This window comes from Kitasatospora sp. NPDC059827, from assembly GCF_042731675.1.
Classification (GTDB): Bacteria; Actinomycetota; Actinomycetes; order Streptomycetales; family Streptomycetaceae; genus Kitasatospora.
On sequence record NZ_JBHWIV010000119.1, the window covers coordinates 1 to 21,997 of the forward strand.

Consider the following 21,997-nt stretch of genomic DNA (forward strand, 5'->3'; position numbering starts at 1 on the left):
CGAGTACCCACTCGCGGGGGCCGGTGCGCGTTCCGGGCCGGGATCAGGCCCGCACCGCGCCACGGCGGTTGCGCACCAGGACGGTGGCGCTGCCGCCCACCAGCAGCAGTCCCGCCGCGGTGGCCAGCAGCGGGACCACCGGGGTGTCCGCGCCGGTCGCGGCCAGCGCGCCGGCGTCGGTGCCGCTCAGCGCGGTGGTGGTGAGCGAGGCCCCGCCGGCCGCGCCGCTTCCCGCCCCACCGCCGGAACCCTGGCCGCTCGAACCCTGGCCGCCCGAACCCTGGCCGCCCGCGGCCGGGTTGCCGCCGCCGGTCGTGCCGGAGGAGCCCGCCGCCGGCAGCTTGGCGTCCTTGTCGAAGGCCAGGGTCGCGCTCACCGGGTCCAGGGCCGTACCCGCCGGGTAGTTGGAGAACACCGGGACGCCCTCGGCGGTCAGCGTGGCCGGGACGCCGGTGAGGGTGACGACGCCGTCGACCGGCTTCAAGGCGGCGGCGGGGACGTCGAGCTTGGCGATCCGCGCGCCGGTCAGCGCGGTCGACCGGCCGTCCGGGGACTTGCCGTTGACGTCGGCGGTGAGGAAGGCGCCGTCCTTGTCGATGACCAGGCCCGGCTTGGAGAGCGTGGTGTCGAGCGCCCAGCCGTCCTTGCCCGGGTGGCCGAGGAAGCGGACCGAGCCGGTGTAGCCGGCGGTGAGCGTGTGGTCGGCGGTGTTGTAGGTGCCGGTGGCACCGCCGAAGCGGTAGTCGGCCGCGCCGCCGCCGAACTCGACCTTCCCGGCGGCCATCGGGGATTCGAGGTACTTGCGGAAGCTCTCCTTGACCGTCCAGTTCAAGGTGCCGTTCAGTACGGGCAGACGGTCGGAGCCGGCGCCGGGGGTGCCGGTCGGCAGGGGTGTCGCGGGGGCCGTGGCGGTCGGCGGGGCGGTGGCCGTGGCGGTCGCGGTCGCGGTCGCGGTCGGCGAAGCGGTCGCCGACGGCGAGGCGGTAGCGGACGGCGTGCCGGTCGGCTGCGCCGTCGGCGAAGCGGTGGCGGACGGGGTGGCCGTCGCCGTCGGAGTGGGCGTCACCGGGCTCTGCTTGAGCAGCAGCGACAGCGGGTCCATGTCCGTTCCCGCCCCGTAGAAGCCCGCGAAGGCCTTGGCGCCCTGCTCGGTGAGCTTCGCGCCGGTCGGCACCCCGGTGGTGGTGTCCCGCCCGACGGTGAAGGTCACCAGCGGCACGTCGTCGCGCCGGGTGATCTCGGAGGCGCCGACCGTCTCCTTGGCGGCGGTGTCGGCCGTGAGGGTGCCGGTGGTGCCCGAGGTGGCGATCCTCAGGTCGCTGAGCGCGAGGTCCAGCGCGCCGTGGTGGGCGGTGAAGTGCACCCCGCCGGTGAACGAGGACTTGAGCGCGTGGGTGCCGAGGTCGTACGTGGCGTTCGCCAGTCCGAAGTGGAAGGTGCCGTCGGCGTTGCGGGTCGCGCCGCCGGTCGGCTCGACCGCGCCGCCCTGGGAGGCCGGGCCCTCGATGTAGCTGCGGAAGCTGGCCTTCACCCCCCAGTCCAGCGCGCCGGTGTCGTAGCTGACGCTGCCCGGGGCGCCGCCGGCGAAGGCCAGGGCGGGGGCGCCCAGGGCGGTCAGGCCGAGGCCGACGGTGGCGGCGGCCAGAGCGGCGAGCCGAGTGCGGTTGCGGGACATGGTGATGCTCCGTTCAGGTGACGGGGGGACAGGGGGGAGGGAGACAAGGAGGACGGGGGCAGGAGGGGCAGGAGGACGGGTCAGGCCGGCCGGTCCGGGTCCGGCGCGGCGGCCGAGCGGCGGCGGCGCAGCAGCAGCCCGCCGGTCACGGCGAGCGCGGCGACCAGCACCGCACCGCCCGCCGTGGCGGCCACCGGGAAGCCGCCCGTGGAGGAGTCCGCGGCGGCCGCGACCGGCGAGGCGGCCGGGCTCACCGGGGTGGCCGCAGCGGCCGGGGTGGCCGGGGCGCTGCCGAGGTCGGGCAGCGGGGGCAGGGCGGCGGCCGGGTCGAGGGCGACGGCGAAGCTCAGCGGGTCCATCTCGGTCTCCGCCGGGTAGAGGCCGCCGAAGGCCTTGGCGCCGCCCTCGGCGAGCTTGAGCGGCAGTTCGACGGCCTTGAGCAGGCCGCCGTCCGGCTTGAGGCCGGCGGCGTCGAAGGTCGCCAGTTCGACGCCGGTCAGCTGCTGGGTGGCGCCGTCGGGAGTGCGTCCGGAGACGTCGGCGAGCAGGCGGCCCCGCCCCTCGGCCACGCTGACGGCCGGGTTGGCCAGGGTGAGGTCCAGGCCGTAACCGTCGCCGCTGCGCAGGCCGGTGAAGCGGACGGTGCCGGTGAAGCCGGCGGTGAGTTCGCCGGTGGCGGGGTCGTAGCTGCCCTTGGCCGGGGTCCAGCGGTAGAAGGCGCCGCCGTCGGCCGCGCCGCCGCCGAGCTCCCAACGGCCCTGGGCGATCGTGCCGGTGACGTAGTCGCGGAAGGTGCGGCGCACGCCCCAGTCGAGGGCGCCGTTGCCGAACTCGGTCCGCGCGGGCGCCTGGGCGGCCGGCTGGGTGGCGGTCGCGGCAGGGGACTCCGCCGTGGGCGTCGTGGCCGGGGTGGCGCCGGGTGCGGCCGCCGCCGGACTCGGCTGCGCGGCGGGCAGGTTGACGGAGAGGCTGAGCGGGTCCAGGACCGTACCGGCCTGGTAGAAGTTGCCGAAGGCCTTCGCCCCGGCGTCGGTGAGGGTGGCCGGGACGTTGGCGAGGTTCAGCGTCCCGGCGGCGCCGCGCAGGTCGACGCCGGCCAGCGAGAGCTCGGCCAGTCTGGCCTGACCGGCGGTGCTGACCTGGCCGGTCTCCTTGGACTTGCTGCTGACGTCGGCGTACAGCCCGGCCGCGCCGCCGGGGGCGGCCCGGAAGGTGAGCCGCCCGAGGCTCAGGTCGAGCGCGTTGCTGCCGTTCTCCTGGTGCCCGGTGAAGCGGACCCCGCCGGAGAAGGCCGCGGTCAGCGCGCCGGTGGCCGGGTCGTAGGTGCCGTTGGCGGAGTGGAACCGGAAGGTGTTGCCGCCGACCGTGGCCCCGCCGCCGGTGAGCGCCCAACTGCCCTTGGCGATGGGCCCGGTGACGTAGGTCAGGAAGGACTGTTTGATCCCCCAGTCCAGCCGCCCGCCGGAGACCTTGCCTTCGGCGGCCACCGCCGGGGACGGCGAGAGGACCACCGCCGACAGGGCGGCGAGTACGGCCACCAGGGTGGCGGCCAGGCGGCGGAGCCGGCTGGGCAGGGACACGCGGATCACTCCTCGAAAGGACACGGACCGTGCGGGCAGGGAGGGTCCTGCCGGCAGGCACGACAGACAGGCACGACGCGCGGGCACGGCGGGACGGGCCGTGCGGGCACGACGGAGAAGGGGTGGCCGGGAAACCGACCCCCTTGCGGGATTTAGGTAAGGCTAACCTAATATGTGAGTCAAGAGCCCCGCCACCCGGCCTCCCCGGCCGGAGCGGACGACAACACCCCACGAAGGGAAGCCCGTTGAGCAGCAGTACGACCCGACCCCAGGTGGCCCGCGGGCCAGCCCTCCTGCTGCTGCTCCTCGGCCTGGTGCTCGCCCTCACCGCTTGCAGCACCGCCACCGGCACCGCCACCGGCACCGGCTCCGACACCGGCGGAACGACGGCCGGCGCCACCCGCTCCCCCGACGCGGTCGAACCGCTCCCCGCCGAACCCGTCCCCCGACTCCCGGCCACCACCGCCTCCGCCGACGGCCGCCAGGTCACCGTCACCAGCGCCGAGCGGATCATCCCGCTCAACGGCAGCCTCGCCGAGCTGGTGTTCAGCCTCGGCCTCGGCCCCAAGGCGGTCGCCCGGGACGTCTCCACCACCTTCCAGCAGGCCGCCGCCCTGCCGGTGATCACCCAGGCCCACGAGGTCTCCGCCGAGGGCGTGCTGTCCCTGCACCCGACCGTCGTCCTCGCCGACCGCTCCACCGGCCCGGCCGAGGCGATCGACCAGATCCGCGCGGCCGGCGTCCCGCTGCTCGTGCTGGACGACGCCAAGCGCCTCGCCGACGTCGGCCCGCGCATCGACACCGTCGCCGCCGCGCTCGGAATCCCGGACGCCGGGCGGCAGTTGAAGGAGCGCACCGAGCAGCGGATCGCCGCCGCCGAGGCCGCCGTACCGACCGCCGGCGGCCGACCCAAGGTGGCCTTCCTCTACCTGCGCGGCAGCGCCTCCGTCTACCTGCTCGGCGGCCCCGCCTCCGGTGCCGGCTCGCTGATCGAGGCGGTCGGCGGCGAGGACGCCGGCACCGCCGCCGGGCTGACCGGCGACTTCACCCCGCTCACCAGCGAAGCCCTGGTCAAGGCCGCGCCCGACGCGATCCTGGTGATGAGCAAGGGACTCGCCTCGGTCGGCGGCGTCGACGGCCTGCTCAAGCTCCCCGGCGTCGCCCAGACCCCGGCCGGGCTGGACCGCCGGATCGTCTCCATCGAGGACGGCCAACTGCTCAGCTACGGCCCGCGCACCCCCCAGGTGCTCCGGGAGATCACCGCCCAGCTGCACCCGGCGGGCGCCAAGTGACCACCGCCGTAAAGGAGAAGAACGAGACGCAGAGCCGGCCGAAGGCCCGCTCCGGCCCCTCCCGCAGCACCCTGATCACCGTCGTCCTCGCCACCGCCCTGGTGCTCTGCGCCCTGCTCGCGGCCGGCACCGGCGCCTACCGCATCCCGCTCGGCGACATCCTCGGCTCCGCCGCCCACCGCCTCGGCCTCGGCGGGCACGCCCTGGAGCGCGTGCCCGAATCGGTGCTGTGGAACGTCCGACTGCCCCGGGTGGTGCTCGCCCTGCTGGTCGGCGGCTCGCTCGGCTGCGCCGGCGCCCTGATGCAGGGCGTGTTCGGCAACCCGCTCGCCGAGCCCGCCGTGATCGGCGTCTCCTCCGGCGGCGCGGTCGGCGCGGTGGCCTGCATCGTGCTCGGTCTGGACGCCCTCGGCGGCTGGACGGTCACCGTGTTCGCCTTCGCCGGCGGGCTGTTGACGGTCTTCGCGGTCTACCTGATGGCCCGGGCCGGCGGCCGGACCGAGGTGGTCACGCTGATCCTCACCGGGGTCGCGGTGAACGCCTTCTGCGGCGCGCTGATCGGCCTCCTGCTGTTCACCGCCGACTCGGCCGCGATCAGCCAGGTCACCTTCTGGCAGCTCGGATCGCTCTCCCAGGCCACCTGGGGCAAGGTGCTCGCCGTCCTGCCCTTCGCCGTCGTCGGACTCACCGTCGCCCCGCTGTACGCCCGCAAGCTGGACCTGCTGGCGCTCGGCGAACGCCCCGCCCGCCACCTCGGGGTGGACGTCGAGCGGATGCGGCTCGCCCTGATCACCGTGGTCGCCCTGCTCACCGCCGCGGCCGTCGCGGTCAGCGGCATCATCGGCTTCGTCGGCCTGGTCGTCCCCCACCTGCTGCGGATGCTGGCCGGGCCCGGCCACCGCTTCCTGCTGCCCGCCTCGGCCCTCGGCGGGGCACTCGTCCTGGTCGCCGCCGACCTCGCCGCCCGCACCCTCGCCGCCCCGGCCGAACTGCCGCTCGGGGTGCTCACCGCCCTGATCGGCAGCCCGTTCTTCTTCTGGCTGCTGCGCCGGACCCGGACCAAGCAAGGAGGCTGGGCATGAGGCTGCACCGGTCCCGACCCGTCCCCGAACGCCCGCTGCCGGGCTCCGAGTTGCTCGCCGCCGAGGCGGTCCGGCTGACCGTCGGCGGCCGCCCGCTGCTGGCCGGCGCCTCGGTCCGGGTCACCGCCGGGGAGGTGGTGGCGCTGCTCGGGCCGAACGGCGCGGGCAAGTCCACCCTGCTCTCGGTCCTCGCCGGGGACGTCGCCCCGCAGGGCGGCACCGTCACCCTGCGCGGCCGCCCGCTGGCCGACTACGGCGCGGCCGAACTCGCCCTGCACCGGGCGCTGTTGCCGCAGTCCGCCACGCTGTCCTTCCCGTTCCCCGCCGGCCAGGTGGTCCGGATGGGCCGTGCTCCCTGGACGGGGACGGCGGCCGCCGCCGAGGACGAGGCGGTGGTCGCCGAGGCGATGGCCGCCACCGAGTCCACCGCCTTCGCCGGGCGGCCCTTCACCGCCCTGTCCGGCGGCGAACGGGCCCGGGTCGCGCTCGCCCGGGTGCTCGCCCAGCGCACCCCGCTGCTGCTCCTGGACGAACCCACCGCCGCCCTCGACCTGCGCCACCAGGAACTGGTGCTGCGGATCGCCCGGGAGCGCGCCGCCGCCGGGGACGGCGTGGTCGTGGTGCTCCACGACCTGTCCCTGGCGGCCGCCTACGCGGACCGGGTGGTCCTGCTGACGGACGGCAGCACGATCGCCGACGGCCCGGTCGCCGAGGTGCTGCGCGCACCGCTGCTCAGCGAGGTGTACGGCCACCCCGTCGAGGTGCTGCCCCACCCGCGTACGGGGGTGCCGCTGGTCCTGCCGGAACGGACCGGCGGGGCCCGCCCCTGACCCTCCGGCAACAGAAAGCAGCGCGGCCCGTGCCCCCGATCGGGGTACGGGCCGCGCTGCCGCGGGGGCCGGGTCAGTGCCGGTCGGCCGGGACGCAGCGGAAGGCGGCCGCGTCGGCGAGGTCGCCGTGGCCGCTGTAGCGGGAGACCAGCGGGTAGGCGCACAGGTTGCGGCTGACCGTACGGCCGTCCGCGGTGTTCAGGGTGGCGGGCAGCGTCCGCGGCGCCTTGCCCTGCTCGACCCAGGCGGTCAGCGCGGCAAGGTCGTCGGTGCGGCCGCTGGGGCCGTTGAGCCCGCAGTGGGCCGCGCCCGGCACCAGGAACAGCCGGTAGAAGTCGTCGACCTGCTGCGCGCCGCCCAGCTCCCCCTCCACCTGCTTGCGGTAGCGCACCGTGCCGTCGGCCGGGATGAACTCGTCGGCCGAGCCGTGCCAGCTGAGGAGCTTCCCTCCCGCGTCGCGGAACGCGGAGAGGTCCGCGTCGTCGGTGCCGATGACCTCGTCGTACTCGGCCACCGACTGCTGGAACAGCTCGGTGAAGCGCGCGGTGGTGAGGGTGGAGACGTCGAGCGAGGGCTGCTCGGCCACCCAGGTGGACACCCACGCGGCGGGCACCGGGAACGGCGCGCCCACCGGCTTGCCCGACGGGTCCGTGGTGTGGCCCGCGAGGGCGCTCAGCTGGGCTCCCTTGGGCACCCCGGCCCACAGCCGGCGGCCGTCGGTGGTGCGCGGCCCGTCCCATATCCGGCGGACCACCTCGGCGTCGGCCTCGGTGATCGTCACCTTCCTGCCCTCGCACTCGACGGTGGTGCCGATCAGCCGGCGCGGATTGAAGCCGCACTCGTCCGGCCGGGACACCAGGCCGTCCCGGGCGCCGTCGAGCCCGTCGCAGGCCTGGACGGCGGCGGCGGTGAACGCGTCGAACTCGCAGGCGGTCGGGTAGGTGTGCTGCTCGTTCATCACCACCTGCGGCCACAGCGTGGCGACCTCGAACTCCGCCCAGTGCACGGCGGGCGCGTTGGCCAGGATGCCGTTGTAGTCCTCGGGGTACTTCTGTGCCTCCGCGTACCCCTGGCGCCCGCCGGTCGAACAGCCGTTGAAGTAGGAGTACGCGGCGGCCCGCTGGTAGTGGGCGGCGATGACGCCCTTGGCGACGACCGCCGCCTCGTGCTCGGAGCGGGACGCGAAGTTCTCCAGCAGCGCCGCGTCGACCGTGCCGTCGGCCTTCAACCCCCAGTGGCTGTCGAGGTACGTGCCGACGCCGGCATCCGTGGTGGCGGCGGCGTAGCCGCTCTTCACGGCGAGGGCGAGCTTGCTGCCGTAGTCACCGGCGGCGTAGGCCTGGCCGCCGATCGTCTGCAACCGGCCGTTCCAGTTCTGCTGCGGCAGCCAGACCCGCACCTTGGCGTGGTCGCCCTGCCCGGGGTGGGCGAGGGTGACCGTGACGTCGCAGAAGGCGGGGACGTCGGGGACGTGGTCGGCGCCCAGCGGGAACACCGCGGGCACGTCGACCGTGCCCGCCGGGTGGGCGACGGCGGTGACACCCTCCACCTGCGTCCCGTCGGGGGCCGTCACCACGGGGGCGGCGCAGCTGGTGGCGGTGAGCGGCGCGGTGTCGGCCAGGGCACCGGGCGCGTAGAGCACGGCGGCCAGGGACATGCCGACCGCGAGGGCGGTCAGGGAGCGTTTCATCGGGAGGTCCGTCCAGGTGTGTGAAGTGGTCGCGCAGGCAGCGGGGTTGACGGTCCGGGCCGGATCCGGCCGCCGTCAGTCGTGGTCGCGCGGGGCGGGCTCGTGCTCCTTGGCCATGGCTCCACCCCGGATGCAAGTAACTGCTCTGAACGGTTATGACGATGGCATCCCATCAGCCCAACCGTCAACCGCTTCTGGGCCTCGGAGGTGATGGTGCGTCATCTATCCCTCACAAACCACCGTAAAATAGCGACCCGAGCCTGTCGGCCACCTAGAAGAGGTAACCTTTCTGAAAGGTGATGAGCGAGGCGAAATGGAGACGACGCGAGCCGCCGGAGGCGACGACGACCGCGCCCCCGGCCCGGCGTGCGGGCAGGGGGCGCGGGTCAGGCCAGGGCGGGGTCAGGTCACCAGGTCACCGGAATCGCGGCGGCCATGATGGCCATCCGGTTCGGGTGCCACGGCACCTCGTCCACCGGCACCGCCAGGCGCAGCCCGGGGAAGCGCTGGAGCAGGACCCGGAAGGCCGTGTCGGACTGCCGCCGCACCAGGTGGGCGCCGGGGCAGTGGTGCCGGCCGTGGCCGAACCGGAGGTGGGGGTTGGGCGAGCGGGCGGGCTCGAACCGCTCGGGGTCGGCGAAGGTGCCGGGGTCGTAGTTGGCCGCGTCCAGCGAGAGCAGGATCAGCTCGCCGGCCTTGACCCGCTCGCCGCCCAGCGAGGTGTCCTCGGTGACGAAGCGCGGGATGGCGTTGCCGAGGACGACGCTGCACCGCAGCAGTTCCTCCACGTGCCGGGGTGTCGCCTCGGGGCTCTCCCGCAACTCCGCCATCGCCTCGGGGTGTTGGAGGAGGTTGACGGCGGCGACGCCCAGGAAGCCGGCGAAGTCCTCGTAGCCGCTGACGAACAGCACGGAGACGATGTTGGACAGCTGCTCGTCGCTCAGCCCCTTCGGCCCGGCGGGCCCCTCGGAGGGCCGGTCGGCGTTCAGGTCGGCGAGCCGGTCGGCGAGGCCGCGCGGCCGCCCGGGGGTGCGGGCGGCCAGGAAGGCCGCCATGTAGGCGCGGATCTCCTCCCAGTTGACGGCCAGTTCCTCGTCCGAGTACGTCGCCATGGTGAGGTCCTTGTCGGCGCGCTCGGCGAGCCACGCACGGTCCTCGAACGGCAGACCGAGCAGCCGGCACAGGCACTGCGCCGCGACCCACTCGGCGAAGTGGCGCTGGAGGTCGCCCGGCACGCCCTCGGCGACCATCCGTTCCAGGCCCTCCCGCGTCACCTCGGCGACCCAGTCGGCGGGCAGTTCGGGCTGGTTGCGGCCGAGCGCGGCGAGCACCTCGTCGCGCAGTCCGGCCTGCTGGAGGTGGTTCATGGCGTCCAGCAGTTCGGGCGCCAGGATCGGGGCGTCCTGGGTCGGGCTGTCGGCCTCACCGAGTACGGAGCGGGCGAAGGCGCGGTCCCGCAGGACGTCGCGGGCCAGCTCGTAGCCGGTGACCAGCCAGGCCTCGCCACCGGCGTTGGTCCTGACCCGGGCGACGGGGCAACGGCTGCGCAGTTCGTCCAGCTCGGGGGCGAGGCGGTCGCCGTCGGTGCTGAACGGGTAGCGGGGCAGGGAGCCCGCGTCCTCGGTGGTGGCGGGCGCCTGGGGTGCGCTCATGCGGCGCGGTCCTTTCTGTCCGGAAGCAGGGGTGCGTGGCTGAACGGGAGCGGGGTGCGCGGCGCGGCTGCCGCCGTCACCAGCGCACCGGCAGCCGGGCGGGCGCGCGCAACGGGGTGGTCTCGTCCCAGGGCAGCGACTCGGCGGGCTCGGCCAGTTCGATGCCGGGCAGCCTCTCCAGCAGCACCTGGATCACCACGGCCAGCTGCATCCGACTCAGGTGCGCACCGGTGCAGGCGTGCGGGCCGTGGCCGAAGGCGAGGTGCGGGTTGGGCGTGCGGGTGAGGTCGAGGCGGTCGGGGTCGGCGAACGCCTCGGGGTCGCGGTTGGCGGAGGCGGGCACCGGCACAACGGCGTCCCCGGCCCGGATCAGCTGCCCGTGGAGGGTGAGGTCCTGCTCCGCGACGAGGATGTTGATCGCGTTCATCAGCGGTACGTGGCGCAGCAGTTCGTCCACGGCGCCGGCGATCCCGGCGGGTTCCTCGCGCAGCCGGCGCAGCTGGTCGGGGTGGGTGAGGAGGGTGAGCAGGGCGTTTCCGGTGTGCTGCATGTTGGTCTTGTAGCCGGCCATCAGCATGGTGACGACGAAGCTGACCACGTCGTCCCTGACCAGTTCGCTGCCGGGGCGGCGGGTCTCGGCGAGCAGCAGCCGGATGTAGTCCCCGTCCTGCGGCGCTCCCCTCTCGTCCTCCTTGCGGGCGATCAGCTCCGAGGCGTAGTCCTGCAAGGCGTACAGGGCGGCGAGGATCTCGTCCATCGTCAGCCCTGCGGCGCTGAGCAGGGTGAGGGTGTGCGGGAGGTAGCGGTCGCGGTCCTCGTGCGGGAGGCCGATGGTCTCGCACAGCACGCGCAGCGGCAGCGGTTCGACGTAGTCGGCCACCAGGTCGGCCGTGCGGTCGGGCGAGCCGGCCGTCATGGCGTCGATCAGCTCCTCCGCGATGGCCCGGATGCGGGGTCGCATGAACTCCAGGCGCCCGCGGCCGAACAGCGGCAGGACGGCGCGCCGCACCCGCTCGTGGTGCTCGCCCCGCATCTCCAGGAAGGTCGGCAGGCACGGCGGCGGCGCGTCGTCGCCCTCGACGGGCGGCCAGGCGGACAGCAGGGGCCGCACCAGCCTCGGGTCGGCGAAGGCGGCCCGGGCGTCCGCGTAGCGGCTGAGCAGCCACGCGGTCTCGCCGTTGGGCAACTGCGCCTGGACGACGGGCTGTTCGGCGCGCAGCCGGGCGTAGCCGCAGGGCGGTCCGGCGGTGCCGGGCGTCACCTCGGGAACGGGGATGGGGGCGGGGACGGCGGTGTCGGTCATCGGGTGCCCTCCCGGACGCCGGTGGTGGTGGGGCGCGGGAGGTAGCCGGAGGCGAAGAAGTACTCCAGGTACCGGTCCAGCAGGGCGGAGTCGACCGGCGGGCAGTGCAGCCCGCTGTCGGCCAGGGCGGCTTCGGCGTTGTGCCGGCCGAGCACCGGGAAGGTGCCCTCGAAGTAGAGCTCCTTGACGGACATGTCGGCGGTGCGGCTGCGGTCCACGCACAGCGACACGAAGGGCGCGGTGGCGCTGGTGGGGTTGGCGGCGACGTGGCGCACCAGCTCGTCCACCCACCGCCGGTAGGGCAGCGTGCGCACCGCGCAGCCGGCCGCGCGCATTCGCTCGATGACGTCCGACAGCATCGCGGGGCGGGGGTTGGTGAGGTGGTAGGTGCGGCCGTCGGCGTCCCGCCGGGTGGCGATGTGGACGACGGCCTCGGCGAGGTGGTCGACCGGGACGAAGTCCATCGGCAGGGCGATGTCCGGGGCCAGCCCGGTCTCGGCGATCGTCCGGAAGAGCGAGCAGATCGCGGTCTCGGTGTTGCTCACTCCGCTCACCTGGTCCCCCGTCACCTCGTACGGGCGGTGGACGGCCACCGGCAGTCCCTGCTCGGCGGCTCGGCGCAGCACCCCTTCGGCGACCCACTTGCTCTCGGCGTAGCCCATGGTGAGCCCGTCGGCGTGGGCCATCGGGGCGTCCTCGGCGATGTCGCGCACCCCGGCCGCCCCGGCGCCGGCGACGACCGCGACGGTCGACAGGAAGTGGACCGGGACACGGCGGGGCGCGGCAAGCCGGACCATCTCCCGGGTGCCCTCCACATTGGGGGCGCGCAGCTGCTCGTACGGGTAGAGGAAGTTGACTTGGGCGCCGTTGTGGACGATCAGGTCCAGCCGGGCCGCCAGGTCGGCGCGCCGCTCGGCCGACAGTCCGAGGCCCGGCTCGGCGAGGTCGGCGGGGAAGCACTCCAGGCGCTGCCGGTCGGCCTCGTCGAGGTGCAGGCCGTAGCGGGCGAGGGCGGTGCGCACCCGCTGTTCGGCGTGGGCGGGGCTCGCGGCGCGGACGGGGCAGTGGATCCGGGCGGCGGTGCGGCGCAGCAGGGTGGTCAGCAGAAAGGCGCCGACGAAGCCGGAGGCACCGGTGAGCAGCACGTGCTGCGGGTCCCGGGGGCGGGGCGCGGGGCCCTGGGCGGGCGGCAGGCGGAAGCCGAGTTCGCTCTCCCGGACGAAGTCGACGGTGCTCTCCCCGGCACCGCTCGGGGAGCCGTCGCGGGCGGCCCGGACGGCCTCGGTGAAGCGCGCGAGGGTGGGGGCGGTGAGCAGCGCCCGGATGAGGGTGGAGCTGAGTGCCGCGTCGAGGCCGAGGGCGGCGAGGGTGCGGGTGACGGCCTCGGAGGCGAGCAGGGAGTCGCCGCCGAGGTGGAAGAAGTCGTCCTCGGGGGCGGGCCGGGTGCGCAGCACCTGCTGCCAGATCCCGGTGAGGGTCGCGGCGAGCCCTTCGGCCGGCTGTTCCTGCGGCGGGATGTCCGCGCGGCCGACGTCGACGGCGCGGAGGGCTTTGCGGTCCACCTTGCCGCCGCTGGTCACCGGGAAGCGGTCGAGGGCGACCAGCGCGGGCACGGCCTGCGGCGGCAGCCAGCGGGCGCAGTAGCCGCGCAGCTCGGGCAGCGGCAGGGGCTCCCCCGGGACGGTGGGGGTGATGTAGGCGGTCAGCGCCTCGCTGTCGGCCTCGACGACGGCCTCGGCCACGGCGGGGTGGGCGCGCAGCCGGGCCTCCACCTCGTCGAGTTCTATCCGCGCGCCGCGCAGCTTGACCTGGCGGTCCGCGCGGCCGCGGTACTCCAGCAGGCCGTCGGCGGTGCGGGCGGCCCGGTCGCCGGTGCGGTAGAGGCGGCCGCCGGGTTCGACCTGCGGCAGCCGGACGAACCGCTCCGCGGTCAGCTGCTCGTCGCCCGGGTAGCCGAGGGCCAGCCCGTCCCCGCCGACGTACAGCTCGCCCTCCTCGCCCGGCGCCGCGGGCGTGCCGTCGGCGCGCAGCACGTGGCAGGTGGTGGCGGCGTACGGGCGCCCGATCGGGACGCCGGTGGCGTCCTCGGGCAGCGGGCGGACGACGTGGGCGGTGGAGACCACCGAGTTCTCGGTCGGGCCGTAGAAGTTGACCACGGTGGTGCCGGGGCAGGCCGCGAGGACGGCGTTCGCCAGGCGCGGGTCCATCGCCTCGCCGCCGGCCGAGACGAACCGCAGGCCCGCCATCGCCTGGGGGCGGGTCCGGGCGAGCAGGTGGAAGACGCTCGTGGTCAGGTAGGCGACGGTGACGCCCCGGCTGCGCAGCAGGTGTTCCAGCGCGGTCGGCGAGAGGAGTTCCTCGCGGTCGGCGATCACCAGGCAGGCGCCGGTCAGCAGGGCGCCCCAGATCTCGATGGTCGAGGCGTCCGAGGAGAGGCCGTAGCCGTGCAGGATCCGGTCGCCCGGCCTGGGCGGCGGCAGTTCGCGGTCGGCCAGGACGAGGCGGGCGACTCCCCGGTGCGGGATCGCCACCGGCTTGGGGCGGCCGGTCGTGCCGGAGGTGAACGCGACGTAGGCGCAGTCTCCGGGCGCGGACGGGACGCCGGTGGTCCGGACGGGTGCCGGTGCGCGGCCCCCGTCCTCGACCACCGGGATGCTCACCCGCAGGCCGCGGACCGGGCGTTCGGTGCCGGGCAGGGTGACGGCGGCGCGCAGTCCGGCGTCCTCGGCCATGGCGCGCAGGCGGGCCGGGGGCAGGTCGTCGTCCAGCGGGACGTAGGCGCAGCCGGCCTTGAGGATGCCCAGCAGGGCGATCAGCGCTTCCGGGGAGCGGCCGCCGCACACGCCGACGGGTTCGCCGGAGGTGATCCCCGCGGCCAGCAACCGGGCGGCCAGGGCGGTCGATCCGGCGTCCACCTGGCCGTAGCTGAGGGTGCGGTCGCGGTGGCGGACGGCCGGTGCGCCCGGGCGGGCGGCCGCCTGCCGGGCGAAGAGCTCCGGCAGGGTGAGGTCCTGCGGCCGGTCGGCGCGGGAGGCGCGGGCCGCGGGGCGGGGGGCAGGGAGGTGGAGCGGGCGTGACGAAACGTCGATGTCGGTCATGGATCCTTCTCAGGAGGTGGCTCCGTCGGCCGCGGCTGCGGGCCGGTGCCGACGGCACGCCAGGTCAGTCCGCGCTGTCGGTGGCGGGCGCGGCGGAGTCGGCCGCCGGTTCGGCGGGCTCGGTGAAGTCGGCGGCGAAGGCCGCGAAGTCGGCGGTCCGCCAGCGCTGCGGGCGCAGCCGGAAGAGGATGTCGTCCTTGAGCTGGTCGGCGGTGGCAGCGAGGTAGCCGCGGGCCTCGTCCGGGTCCAGGTAGCGGTGTGCCAGGGCGTCCCGGACGGCCGGCGGCACCGGGTCCTCGACGGTGACGACCGGCCCTTCGACGCTCACGTACCGGTAGGGCCGGCGCTCGTCCTGCACGCAGAGGCTGAACCGGCCGGCGGCGCGCAGCAGTCGGCCCTTGACCGTCTCGCGCCCCGTCTGGACGAGGACCTCGCCCCCGGGCTCGTAGCCGTACCAGACCGGCACGCACAGGGGCGCCCGGTCGCCTTCTCTGGGATCCGCGACGCTCAGCACCCCGACCCGGCGGTCGGCGAGGAAGGTCTCCCGGGCATCCTGCGACATGGTGGGCAGCATGAGTCAATCCCCTTTACGGATAAGGACGTTGAGTCCCGCGGCGGCTACTCGTCAGTCGTGGCCACGACGGACGGCACAGCACGCGCCGGCGGGATGGAAGGGCAGCCACTCGATCGCGTGGCCGCGCCGCGGAGACGACGGCGGGCCGTTCGTCTCCGTAGGAACAGCATGACGGTACTGGCACGTACAGTGACGGAGAGATCACGCTACTGTCGTGAACATGTCACTCACTGGCCTGAACTGACCCACCCCGCACCACCACCCCCTCCCGTACCCCCGTCGCGTGCGAGCTGCTCAACCGCGATCGGAAAGCGGCTCACGGGACGAACGCACAAGCCACAGCTGGTATGACTGGGGGATGCAGGAAGAGACGGCACGCTCCGCGATCGACACCTTCATCTCCGCGTTCAACGCCTCGGACGACAGCTACGTCACCGCCCTCCTCTCCCAGGCCCTGACCTCTGACGTGGTCTTCTGGGGGCCGCTGGGTCGCAGCGAGGGAATCGCGGCGGTCGAGCGGTTCGTGCTGGACCTCCGGCGCCACCCGGCGGGGACCGGCACGATGGCGCGCTGTTCAGAGGTGGACATGCCGGACGAGTGGGCCCGGTACCGGTGGGTCTTCACCACCCCGGACGGAGGCCCCCGCCTGGCGGGGACGGACGTCGTCCATCTGCGACGGAGCCTCATCGACCAGGTCATCGTCTTCGCGGGGGAATTGGAGCCGTCCCCCTCCTGACCCGCCGGTGATGCCCGGCGAGAGGGTCCCGGACGGGGGCGCCGGCCGGGCAGGCCGATCGCCGCCCGGCCGACGGCCATGGCCACCGCCGCGGCGGAAGCGGAGTACGTCAAGGTGCGGTGGTCGTCACGGACGCCACAGGCCGTCAGGACGCCGGGCTCTCCGTGCCCTCGACGTCGGCGAGCAGCTTGCGCAGGAGCGCGTCCAGGGTGGCCCGCTCCTCGCCCGAGAGGGCGGAGAGCAGCGTGGTCTCGTTGGCCGCGTGGTCGGTGAAGGCGGCGTCCACGAGGGCGCGCCCGGCCGCGGTGAGGGCGATGCGGACGCTGCGCCGGTCCGCCGGGTCGGTGCGGCGTTCCACCAGGCCCGCCGATTCCAGCCGGTCGATCCGGCTGGTCATGCCGGCCCGTGACATCAGCAGCAGCGCGGCGAGCTCGGAGGGCATCAGTTCGTACGGCGCGCCGGAGCGGCGCAGGGTGGCGAGAACGTCGAACTCGCCGCGCTGGAGGCCGTGTTGCTTGAACACCTCTTCGACGACCCGGCCCGCGAGCAGCGCGAAGCGGCCGAGGCGGCCGACGGTGCCGACCGCCTCCAGGTCGAGGTCCGGGCGCTCCCGGCTCCACTGGTCGAGCATGACGTCCACGTGATCCATGGGGCAATATTATTCGATGGAGGATAGTTAGACGTAGTACTATCAGCCAGAGAACTATCTGAGCGCTCACTGTGGGGAGAGGCCAATGACGTTGATCGGACCGGAAGCCGTGGTGGTGCGGGGCGACGAAGCCGAGACCGTCGGAATGCTCGGCGGCAAGGGGCGGCTGCTGGCGGACTCCAGCGCCACCGGCGGCGCCCTGAGCACCCTGCGCGTCACGCTGGGGCGCGGCAAGGACGGCGCCACTCCGCACTACCACGGGGGCTCCTCGGAGCTGTTCTTCGTCGTCGACGGCTCGGCCCAGGTACTGGTCGGGAACGAGGTGGTCACCGCCCGCAGCGGCGACCTCGTGGTGGTGCCGCCCCATCTGCCGCACGCCTTCGCGGCGGCGCCGGACTCCGGGGCGGACCTGCTGATCGTGATCACCCCCGGGGTGGAGCGCTTCGACTACTTCCGCCTGCTGGAGCGGATCCGCGCGGGCGAGGCGACGGTCGAGGAACTCCTCGCCAAGCAGGACCTCTTCGACAACCACTTCCTGGAGTCGCCGAGTTGGCGCGACGCCCGGGAGGAAGCCGCCCGGTCCGAGCCGTAAACCGCCCGGCACCCAGATCGGCCCGACACCAGGGAAGGAACCCCGTGACCGACACCCGCACCATCACCAACCCGCCCGGCCTGCACGACCCGACGCCGTTCGGCTACAGCCACGCCGCCTCCGCGCCCGGCGAACCGGTGTTCATCGGCGGCCAGTACGCCTCCGACGCCGGCGGTCAGGTCGTGCCCGGCGACTTCGCCGCCCAGGTGGAGCTCGCCCTCGCCAACCTGCGCACCGCGCTCGCCGGGGTCGGCCTCGGCTTCGAGCACGTTGTCCGGCTCGGCTCGTACATCGTCGACCACGACCTGGAGAAGCTGGCCGTCCTCGGCAAGGCCCTGGCCGGGGCCTGGGGCGACCGGCTGCCCGCGCAGACGCTCAGCGGGGTCGCCTCGCTCGCCCTGCCGGGGATGCTCTTCGAGATCGACGCGGTCGCCGTCCGGCCGACGGCGCGGGCAGCGGGCTGACCCACCTACGCGAAGGGGTCCCACCGGTCGGTGGGACCCCTTCGCCGTACCGGAGCCCTGCCCCGTGCGGTGCCGCGCTGCGGCGGCGGTGCGTCAGCCCTGTGCGGTGTCGCCGTCCGCCTGCTCGGCGCCCTCGGCCGTTCCCGCCTTCTCGCGCATCTTGCGCACCAGCTCCGCCTTCTGGTCGGCTGCACCCTGGCGGTCGAGGTTGCGGTGCGGACCGTTGTTCTGCCGTTCGGCGCGGGACAGCCTCTTGCGCTGGCCGCCGCCCATGCCCACGGGGTTGTTGATGTTCTTGCTCACGGTCTTGGGTTCTCCCGGTGGTGAAGTGAAGTGAAGTGGTCTACGGATTCATCGGTGGGGGACGGGCGGCGACGTCGAAGGACGTCAGCAGGGGCCCATCACGCGCTCACTCGTAGATCGGCATCTGGATGCACACGACGAAGACGTTACCCGGTTCCGTCGGCCCTGCACACCAACCAGTCGGCCGACCCTCTTCCGCCCCGACGGTCAGGAGGCCGAGGGCGCCCGGGGACACGGAATCCGGGAGCCCACGCTCCGCCGCTCGGCTCAGCCGAGGGCGCGGTCGAGGTTGAAGGCCGCGCTGATCAGTGACAGGTGGGTGAACGCCTGGGGGAAGTTGCCGAGTTGCTCGCCGGTGCGGCCGATCTCCTCGGCGTAGAGGCCGAGGTGGTTGCCGTAGGTGAGCATCTTCTCGAAGGCCAGCCGGGCCTCCTCCAGGCGGCCGGCCCGGGTGAGTGCCTCGACGTACCAGAAGGAGCAGATCGAGAAGGTGCCCTCGGTGCCGTGCAGGCCGTCCGGGCTGGCCGCCGGGTCGTAGCGGTAGACCAGGGAGTCGGAGACCAGGTCCCGGGTGAGCGCGTCCAGGGTCGCCAGCCACTTGGGGTCGGTGGGCGAGACGAACTTGGCCATCGGCATCATCAGCACCGAGGCGTCCAGGACGTCGGCGCCCAGGGACTGGACGAACGCGCCGCGTTCGGCGGACCAGCCCTCCCGCATGATCTGCCGGTAGATCGCGTCCCGGTTCCGCAGCCAGCGGCCGAGGTCCGCGGGCAGGCCGCGCCGGTTGGCCATCCGGATCGCCCGCTCGATCGCGACCCAGCACATCAGCCGCGAGTAGACGAAGTCCCGCCGGCCGCCCCTGGTCTCCCAGATGCCCTCGTCGGGCTGGTCCCAGTGGTCGCAGAGCCAGTCCACGACGGCGCCGACCTCGTCCCAGTGGTCGCTGCTGATCGGCTGCCCCCACTTGTCGTACAGGTAGACGGAGTCGATGAGCGCCCCGTAGATGTCCAGTTGGAGCTGGTGGGTGGCGCCGTTCCCGACCCGCACCGGCGCCGAGCCCAGGTGCCCTTCGAGGTGGTCCAGTTCGGACTCGGGAAGGTCCTTGCGCCCGTCGATGCCGTACATGATCTGCAGCGGGCCGGACGGGCCGGCGCCCCGCATGATGCCCCGCTCGGACAGGAAGGCCATGAACGCCTCGGCCTCCGAGGTGAAGCCCAGGCGGAGCATGGCGTAGACGCAGAAGGCCGCGTCGCGCACCCACACGTACCGGTAGTCCCAGTTGCGTTCGCCGCCGACCCGCTCGGGCAGGCTGGTCGTCGGCGCGGCCACGATCGCGCCGGTCGGCGCGTAGGTGAGCAGCTTCAACAGCAGCGCGGAGCGGTGCACCATCTCCCGCCAGCGGCCGCGGTAGCGCGAGCGGCTCAGCCAGTCGCACCAGAACCGGACGGTCGCCTCGAACTGCGCCTCCGCCTCGGCGTGCGGACACGCCCGCGGGCGCACGTCCTCGCCGATCCGGTCCAGCGCGAACACCACGGACTCGCCCTCCAGGAGCTTGAAGTGCGAGCGGACGTCCCGGCCGTCGCCCTCCAGCGGCACGGTCGACGTCAGCGCCAGGGCCATCGACGGGGCCTCGAAGACGGCCTCGCCGGCCCGCACCCGCACCGTGTGCGGCTCCGCTCCGTAACCGAACCGGGGCGCGATCCGCGCCGCGAACGGCAGTGTCCCGCGCACGCACACCACCCGCCGGATCAGCCGGTGCCGGGAGGCCTCGCGGGACTCGTCGACGACCGGCATGAAGTCCTGGATCTCCGCCACGCCGTCGGCCGCGTAGAACCGCGTGATCAGCACATTGGTGTCGGGGAAGTAGAACTGCCGCGTCCGGGACGGCACGTCGGCGGCCAGCTCGAAGGAGCCGCCCCGCTCGGCGTCCAGGATGGACCCGAACACGCTGGGCGCGTCGAACCGCGGGCAGCAGTACCAGTCGATGGTGCCGTCCGTCCCCACCAGCGCGGCCGTACGGAGATCACCGATCAACCCGTGCTCGGCGATCGGCAGATAGCGCGCTCCGCCCCCACCTCTGGATCCGGCCTCGAACTCCATGCCGGCCTCCCTACCGTTTCAGCGAGGGAAGGTACGGGCCACAGCGGACCTCGCTTCTCATGGTAGATCGCCCCCGGCGTTCGGCACGGCGGGCCGGCCGCGGCCGCTCCCCCGGCACGGCCGCCGCCCGTCACCCGGTGGTGTGCCAGGACCGGCAGGCGGGCTCGTGCCAGGTGGTGCGGACGGCCCGGCCGCTCCGGGTGAGGTGTTCGCTGGACCACGTGCGGCAGCACCGGCCGACCGGTGGAGCCGGGACCGGCTGCCGCACGGGCCGGGCCTGGGCGGCGGACGCGGGCGCGGTGGAACGGCGGCGGTGGCGGCGGCTGATCCCGGGTGTCGTCATGTCGCAGGCTCTGCCCATCGGGTCGCCCCGCCGAACCCCGCGATCACCCGAACGGCGCAATCCGTGCGCTCTCGGCGAAGTGACCACCGCGCCATCGTCCCGAAACCGCCGGGGTCAGGGTCGGGGTCGAGGTCGGGGCCGGGGTCAGGTTCCCAAGTGGTGCCAGGCGTGCCCACACCCGCCCGCGCAGAAGGCGGCCCGCCGCCGCTCGTCGGCGACACCGAGGAGCGCCACCAGCAGCCGGAACGCCTTGGCCCGTTCGTCCTGCGGAAGCTTGGCGATCTTCACCAGCTGCTCGCCGATGCGCCCACGCACGAGCAGGACGGCCGGGGTGTGGGTGGGCCGGATACCGGCCCGGCGGATGCTCTCCGGGCCGTCCTCGCCGGTGGCCCGGGCCTGGAGGCAGAACTCCGTCAGCGTGCGCAGGACTTCGAACTGCTCGGCGTCGGCCAGGCCCTCGAACCAGCTCAGGCCCTCACCGAGCGGCCGGACGCCCTGCGCCAACTCGTTGAGGACGACCGTGCGTCCGTCCATCCCGTCCCTCCCCCGATGCACCTGGTGGCCGACCGCGCGGGGCCGTCGCACCGGATCGCACTGTACCGCCCGGTACTGGAACGGGAAGTCGGCCCGGTCGACTTCCCGTTCCAGCGCGAGAGGCTCGCTACGCTGAGGCGGCATCAGATGGGCGGCACCCGTCAGGGGCCGCCGCGGAACGACGAGAGAGGACGGCCGGTGGACATCTGGACGGAGGACCTCCGGGCGCGGCTGGCGCAGCCGTGGATCTGGTTCGTGGCGACGACCGGGGTGGACGGTGCTCCGCACGTCACGCCGATGTGGGTCGGTCTGGAGGGCGAGCGGGTGTACTTCAACACCTCCGTCGGCCGGATCAAGGAGCGCAACCTGCGCCACGACCCCCGGGTCTGCCTCTCCGCCTCCGACCCGGCCGATCCGTACGACCGCATCCAGATCCACGGCCGGGCCGTCGAGTTCGTGACCGGCGAGCAGGCCGACCGGCAGATGGACCGCCTGGCCCACAAGTACCTCGGCGTCGAGGAGTACGGCTGGCGCATCCCCGGCGAGCGGCGGGTCACCGTGTTCATCGAGCCCACCCGGATCCGCCGGGTCGTCGGGGTCGAACCGCTCCCGGCCGCGGCCCGGGCCGCCGACTGACCGTGCCCTCCTCGGCGTCAGCGGCGGCACCGGCGCCGGAACGGGCGGTGGCAGCGGGGTCGGTGGTGGCTCACGGCGGTGGCCGCCGCCGGGGGCATCGAGTTGACGGGATCGTTCGTCCTCGGAAGCATGTGTGGCCGCGTGCCTGCGCGGCTGAGCGCAGGCCGGTTCTCCGGGATGTGGGGTCATGGTGTTGGTGAGGTCCGGGCGGGGCTTGGCAAGGGCGGGGCTGGCCGTCGGAGCGGCGATGGTGCTGGCGGTCTGCACGGCCGGCGGGGCCGATGCCGCGCAGGCCGGTGCGCCGTCGCCCGGGCAACCCGCGGTGTCCGCCGCCGCGACCGCCGTCCGGATCACGGAGGGCGAGGTCGGCGAGGTGGGTCCGCGGGGGACGATCACCTACCCGTCGGTGACCAGCTGCCTGGTCGTCACCGTCCTGCTGCGGGACGGCGGCAAGGTCGGCGGCCATGCGAGCCTGTTCCAGGTCCCGGGAAAGTACAGCTCGGACGAGATCCTCCCCGCCATCAGGCGGGCCGTCGGCCACCGGCCGGTGCAGGCCGTCGACGTCAGCGGGGCCGTCGGGGCCTGGAACCCCTCGTACTTCCGGAAGTCCATCGAGCGGTACACCGACACGGCCCCGCCCGGACCGACCGGCGACGCGCAGGGGATCGGCGACGCGGTGGCCCGCCTGCTGGGGCAGCCGCGCGGGAAGGTCACCGTGCAGGACCTGCCGGACGGCGACATCACGAGGTGAGACGCGGCCGAGGGGCCGGGCCCCCCCGGGCGGGGGGCGGGGGGGCGGCCCACCCCCCCCCGGCGCCCCCACCCCCCCGCCGCCGCCCGGTGGGGCTTCACCACCAGCAGCCC

General features: G+C 74.2%; 20 protein-coding genes. 8 read left to right on the top strand and 12 right to left on the bottom strand.

Annotated elements, in window-relative coordinates; translation table 11 throughout:
- Positions 1-43 precede the first annotated feature (43 nt).
- Complete coding sequence (locus ACFV8H_RS38335) at positions 44-1,675, bottom strand: HtaA domain-containing protein (RefSeq protein ID WP_380408971.1); 1,632 nt, start codon at positions 1,673-1,675, stop codon at positions 44-46.
- Positions 1,676-1,755: 80 nt separating this feature from the next.
- A complete protein-coding gene (locus ACFV8H_RS38340; protein ID WP_380408973.1) occupies positions 1,756-3,255 on the bottom strand; it encodes an HtaA domain-containing protein in 1,500 nt (499 codons plus the stop codon).
- A gap of 245 nt (positions 3,256-3,500) precedes the next feature.
- Here ACFV8H_RS38340 and ACFV8H_RS38345 point away from each other — a divergent pair, with 245 nt between their 5' ends.
- Genes ACFV8H_RS38345 through ACFV8H_RS38355 form a run of 3 tightly spaced genes read left to right on the top strand, consistent with a single transcriptional unit; the run spans position 3,501 to position 6,459 of the window.
- Positions 3,501-4,547 carry a hemin ABC transporter substrate-binding protein gene (locus ACFV8H_RS38345; protein ID WP_380408975.1) on the top strand — a complete coding sequence of 349 codons (1,047 nt, stop codon included), beginning with the start codon at positions 3,501-3,503 and terminating at the stop codon, positions 4,545-4,547.
- On the top strand, positions 4,544-5,629 hold the full coding sequence (locus ACFV8H_RS38350; protein WP_380408977.1) for a FecCD family ABC transporter permease: 1,086 nt from the start codon (positions 4,544-4,546) through the stop codon (positions 5,627-5,629). Before ACFV8H_RS38345 ends, ACFV8H_RS38350 begins: the two co-directional genes overlap by 4 nt.
- Positions 5,626-6,459 carry a heme ABC transporter ATP-binding protein gene (locus ACFV8H_RS38355; RefSeq protein ID WP_380408979.1) on the top strand — a complete coding sequence of 278 codons (834 nt, stop codon included), beginning with the start codon at positions 5,626-5,628 and terminating at the stop codon, positions 6,457-6,459. Before ACFV8H_RS38350 ends, ACFV8H_RS38355 begins: the two co-directional genes overlap by 4 nt.
- 73 nt (positions 6,460-6,532) lie before the next feature.
- Here the strand turns inward: ACFV8H_RS38355 and ACFV8H_RS38360 are convergent, their stop codons facing one another.
- From ACFV8H_RS38360 to ACFV8H_RS38380, 5 genes are all read right to left on the bottom strand, one after another.
- The gene (locus tag ACFV8H_RS38360; protein ID WP_380408981.1) at positions 6,533-8,149 is read right to left on the bottom strand and encodes a tannase/feruloyl esterase family alpha/beta hydrolase; all 1,617 of its coding nucleotides are present in this window, start codon (positions 8,147-8,149) and stop codon (positions 6,533-6,535) included.
- Positions 8,150-8,556: 407 nt separating this feature from the next.
- Positions 8,557-9,801, bottom strand: coding sequence for a cytochrome P450 (locus ACFV8H_RS38365; RefSeq protein WP_380408982.1), 1,245 nt, complete (start codon positions 9,799-9,801; stop codon positions 8,557-8,559).
- Between the two features lie 76 nt (positions 9,802-9,877).
- Positions 9,878-11,104 carry a cytochrome P450 gene (locus tag ACFV8H_RS38370; protein ID WP_380408984.1) on the bottom strand — a complete coding sequence of 409 codons (1,227 nt, stop codon included), beginning with the start codon at positions 11,102-11,104 and terminating at the stop codon, positions 9,878-9,880.
- Positions 11,101-14,202, bottom strand: coding sequence for an amino acid adenylation domain-containing protein (locus tag ACFV8H_RS38375; protein ID WP_380408986.1), 3,102 nt, complete (start codon positions 14,200-14,202; stop codon positions 11,101-11,103). The genes ACFV8H_RS38370 and ACFV8H_RS38375 overlap by 4 nt, the downstream gene beginning before the upstream one ends.
- Positions 14,203-14,266: 64 nt before the next feature.
- On the bottom strand, positions 14,267-14,764 hold the full coding sequence (locus ACFV8H_RS38380) for a pyridoxamine 5'-phosphate oxidase family protein (protein WP_380408988.1): 498 nt from the start codon (positions 14,762-14,764) through the stop codon (positions 14,267-14,269).
- 370 nt (positions 14,765-15,134) lie between these two features.
- On the opposite strand from ACFV8H_RS38380, the gene ACFV8H_RS38385 reads away from it, so the two are divergent.
- Positions 15,135-15,512 (top strand): nuclear transport factor 2 family protein, encoded by a 378-nt coding sequence (locus tag ACFV8H_RS38385; protein WP_380408990.1) that lies wholly within the window; start codon positions 15,135-15,137, stop codon positions 15,510-15,512.
- Between the two features lie 145 nt (positions 15,513-15,657).
- Here the strand turns inward: ACFV8H_RS38385 and ACFV8H_RS38390 are convergent, their stop codons facing one another.
- Positions 15,658-16,161: a MarR family winged helix-turn-helix transcriptional regulator gene (locus ACFV8H_RS38390; RefSeq protein WP_380408992.1), complete on the bottom strand. Its 504-nt coding sequence runs from the start codon at positions 16,159-16,161 to the stop codon at positions 15,658-15,660.
- A gap of 85 nt (positions 16,162-16,246) precedes the next feature.
- On the opposite strand from ACFV8H_RS38390, the gene ACFV8H_RS38395 reads away from it, so the two are divergent.
- Positions 16,247-16,753, top strand: coding sequence for a cupin domain-containing protein (locus tag ACFV8H_RS38395; protein WP_063352400.1), 507 nt, complete (start codon positions 16,247-16,249; stop codon positions 16,751-16,753).
- A 44-nt stretch (positions 16,754-16,797) separates the two neighbouring features.
- Positions 16,798-17,217: a RidA family protein gene (locus tag ACFV8H_RS38400; protein WP_380408994.1), complete on the top strand. Its 420-nt coding sequence runs from the start codon at positions 16,798-16,800 to the stop codon at positions 17,215-17,217.
- A gap of 93 nt (positions 17,218-17,310) precedes the next feature.
- Here ACFV8H_RS38400 and ACFV8H_RS38405 read toward each other — a convergent pair whose 3' ends face one another.
- The 4 genes from ACFV8H_RS38405 to ACFV8H_RS38420 all read right to left on the bottom strand — a co-directional run bounded on the left by ACFV8H_RS38405 (position 17,311) and on the right by ACFV8H_RS38420 (position 20,497).
- Positions 17,311-17,520 carry a DUF6243 family protein gene (locus ACFV8H_RS38405; RefSeq protein WP_380408996.1) on the bottom strand — a complete coding sequence of 70 codons (210 nt, stop codon included), beginning with the start codon at positions 17,518-17,520 and terminating at the stop codon, positions 17,311-17,313.
- Positions 17,521-17,787: 267 nt separating this feature from the next.
- Positions 17,788-19,620 (bottom strand): glycoside hydrolase family 15 protein, encoded by a 1,833-nt coding sequence (locus ACFV8H_RS38410; RefSeq protein WP_380408998.1) that lies wholly within the window; start codon positions 19,618-19,620, stop codon positions 17,788-17,790.
- 130 nt (positions 19,621-19,750) lie between these two features.
- Positions 19,751-19,963, bottom strand: coding sequence for a hypothetical protein (locus ACFV8H_RS38415; RefSeq protein WP_380409000.1), 213 nt, complete (start codon positions 19,961-19,963; stop codon positions 19,751-19,753).
- 144 nt (positions 19,964-20,107) lie between these two features.
- Positions 20,108-20,497, bottom strand: coding sequence for a DUF5958 family protein (locus ACFV8H_RS38420; protein ID WP_380409002.1), 390 nt, complete (start codon positions 20,495-20,497; stop codon positions 20,108-20,110).
- A gap of 198 nt (positions 20,498-20,695) precedes the next feature.
- On the opposite strand from ACFV8H_RS38420, the gene ACFV8H_RS38425 reads away from it, so the two are divergent.
- Together ACFV8H_RS38425 and ACFV8H_RS38430 are read left to right on the top strand one after the other, a co-directional pair.
- Positions 20,696-21,133, top strand: a complete 438-nt coding sequence (locus tag ACFV8H_RS38425) for a PPOX class F420-dependent oxidoreductase (RefSeq protein WP_380409004.1) — start codon at positions 20,696-20,698, stop codon at positions 21,131-21,133.
- 214 nt (positions 21,134-21,347) lie between these two features.
- Positions 21,348-21,884, top strand: coding sequence for a hypothetical protein (locus tag ACFV8H_RS38430; protein ID WP_380409006.1), 537 nt, complete (start codon positions 21,348-21,350; stop codon positions 21,882-21,884).
- The last annotated feature ends 113 nt before the right edge of the window (positions 21,885-21,997 follow it).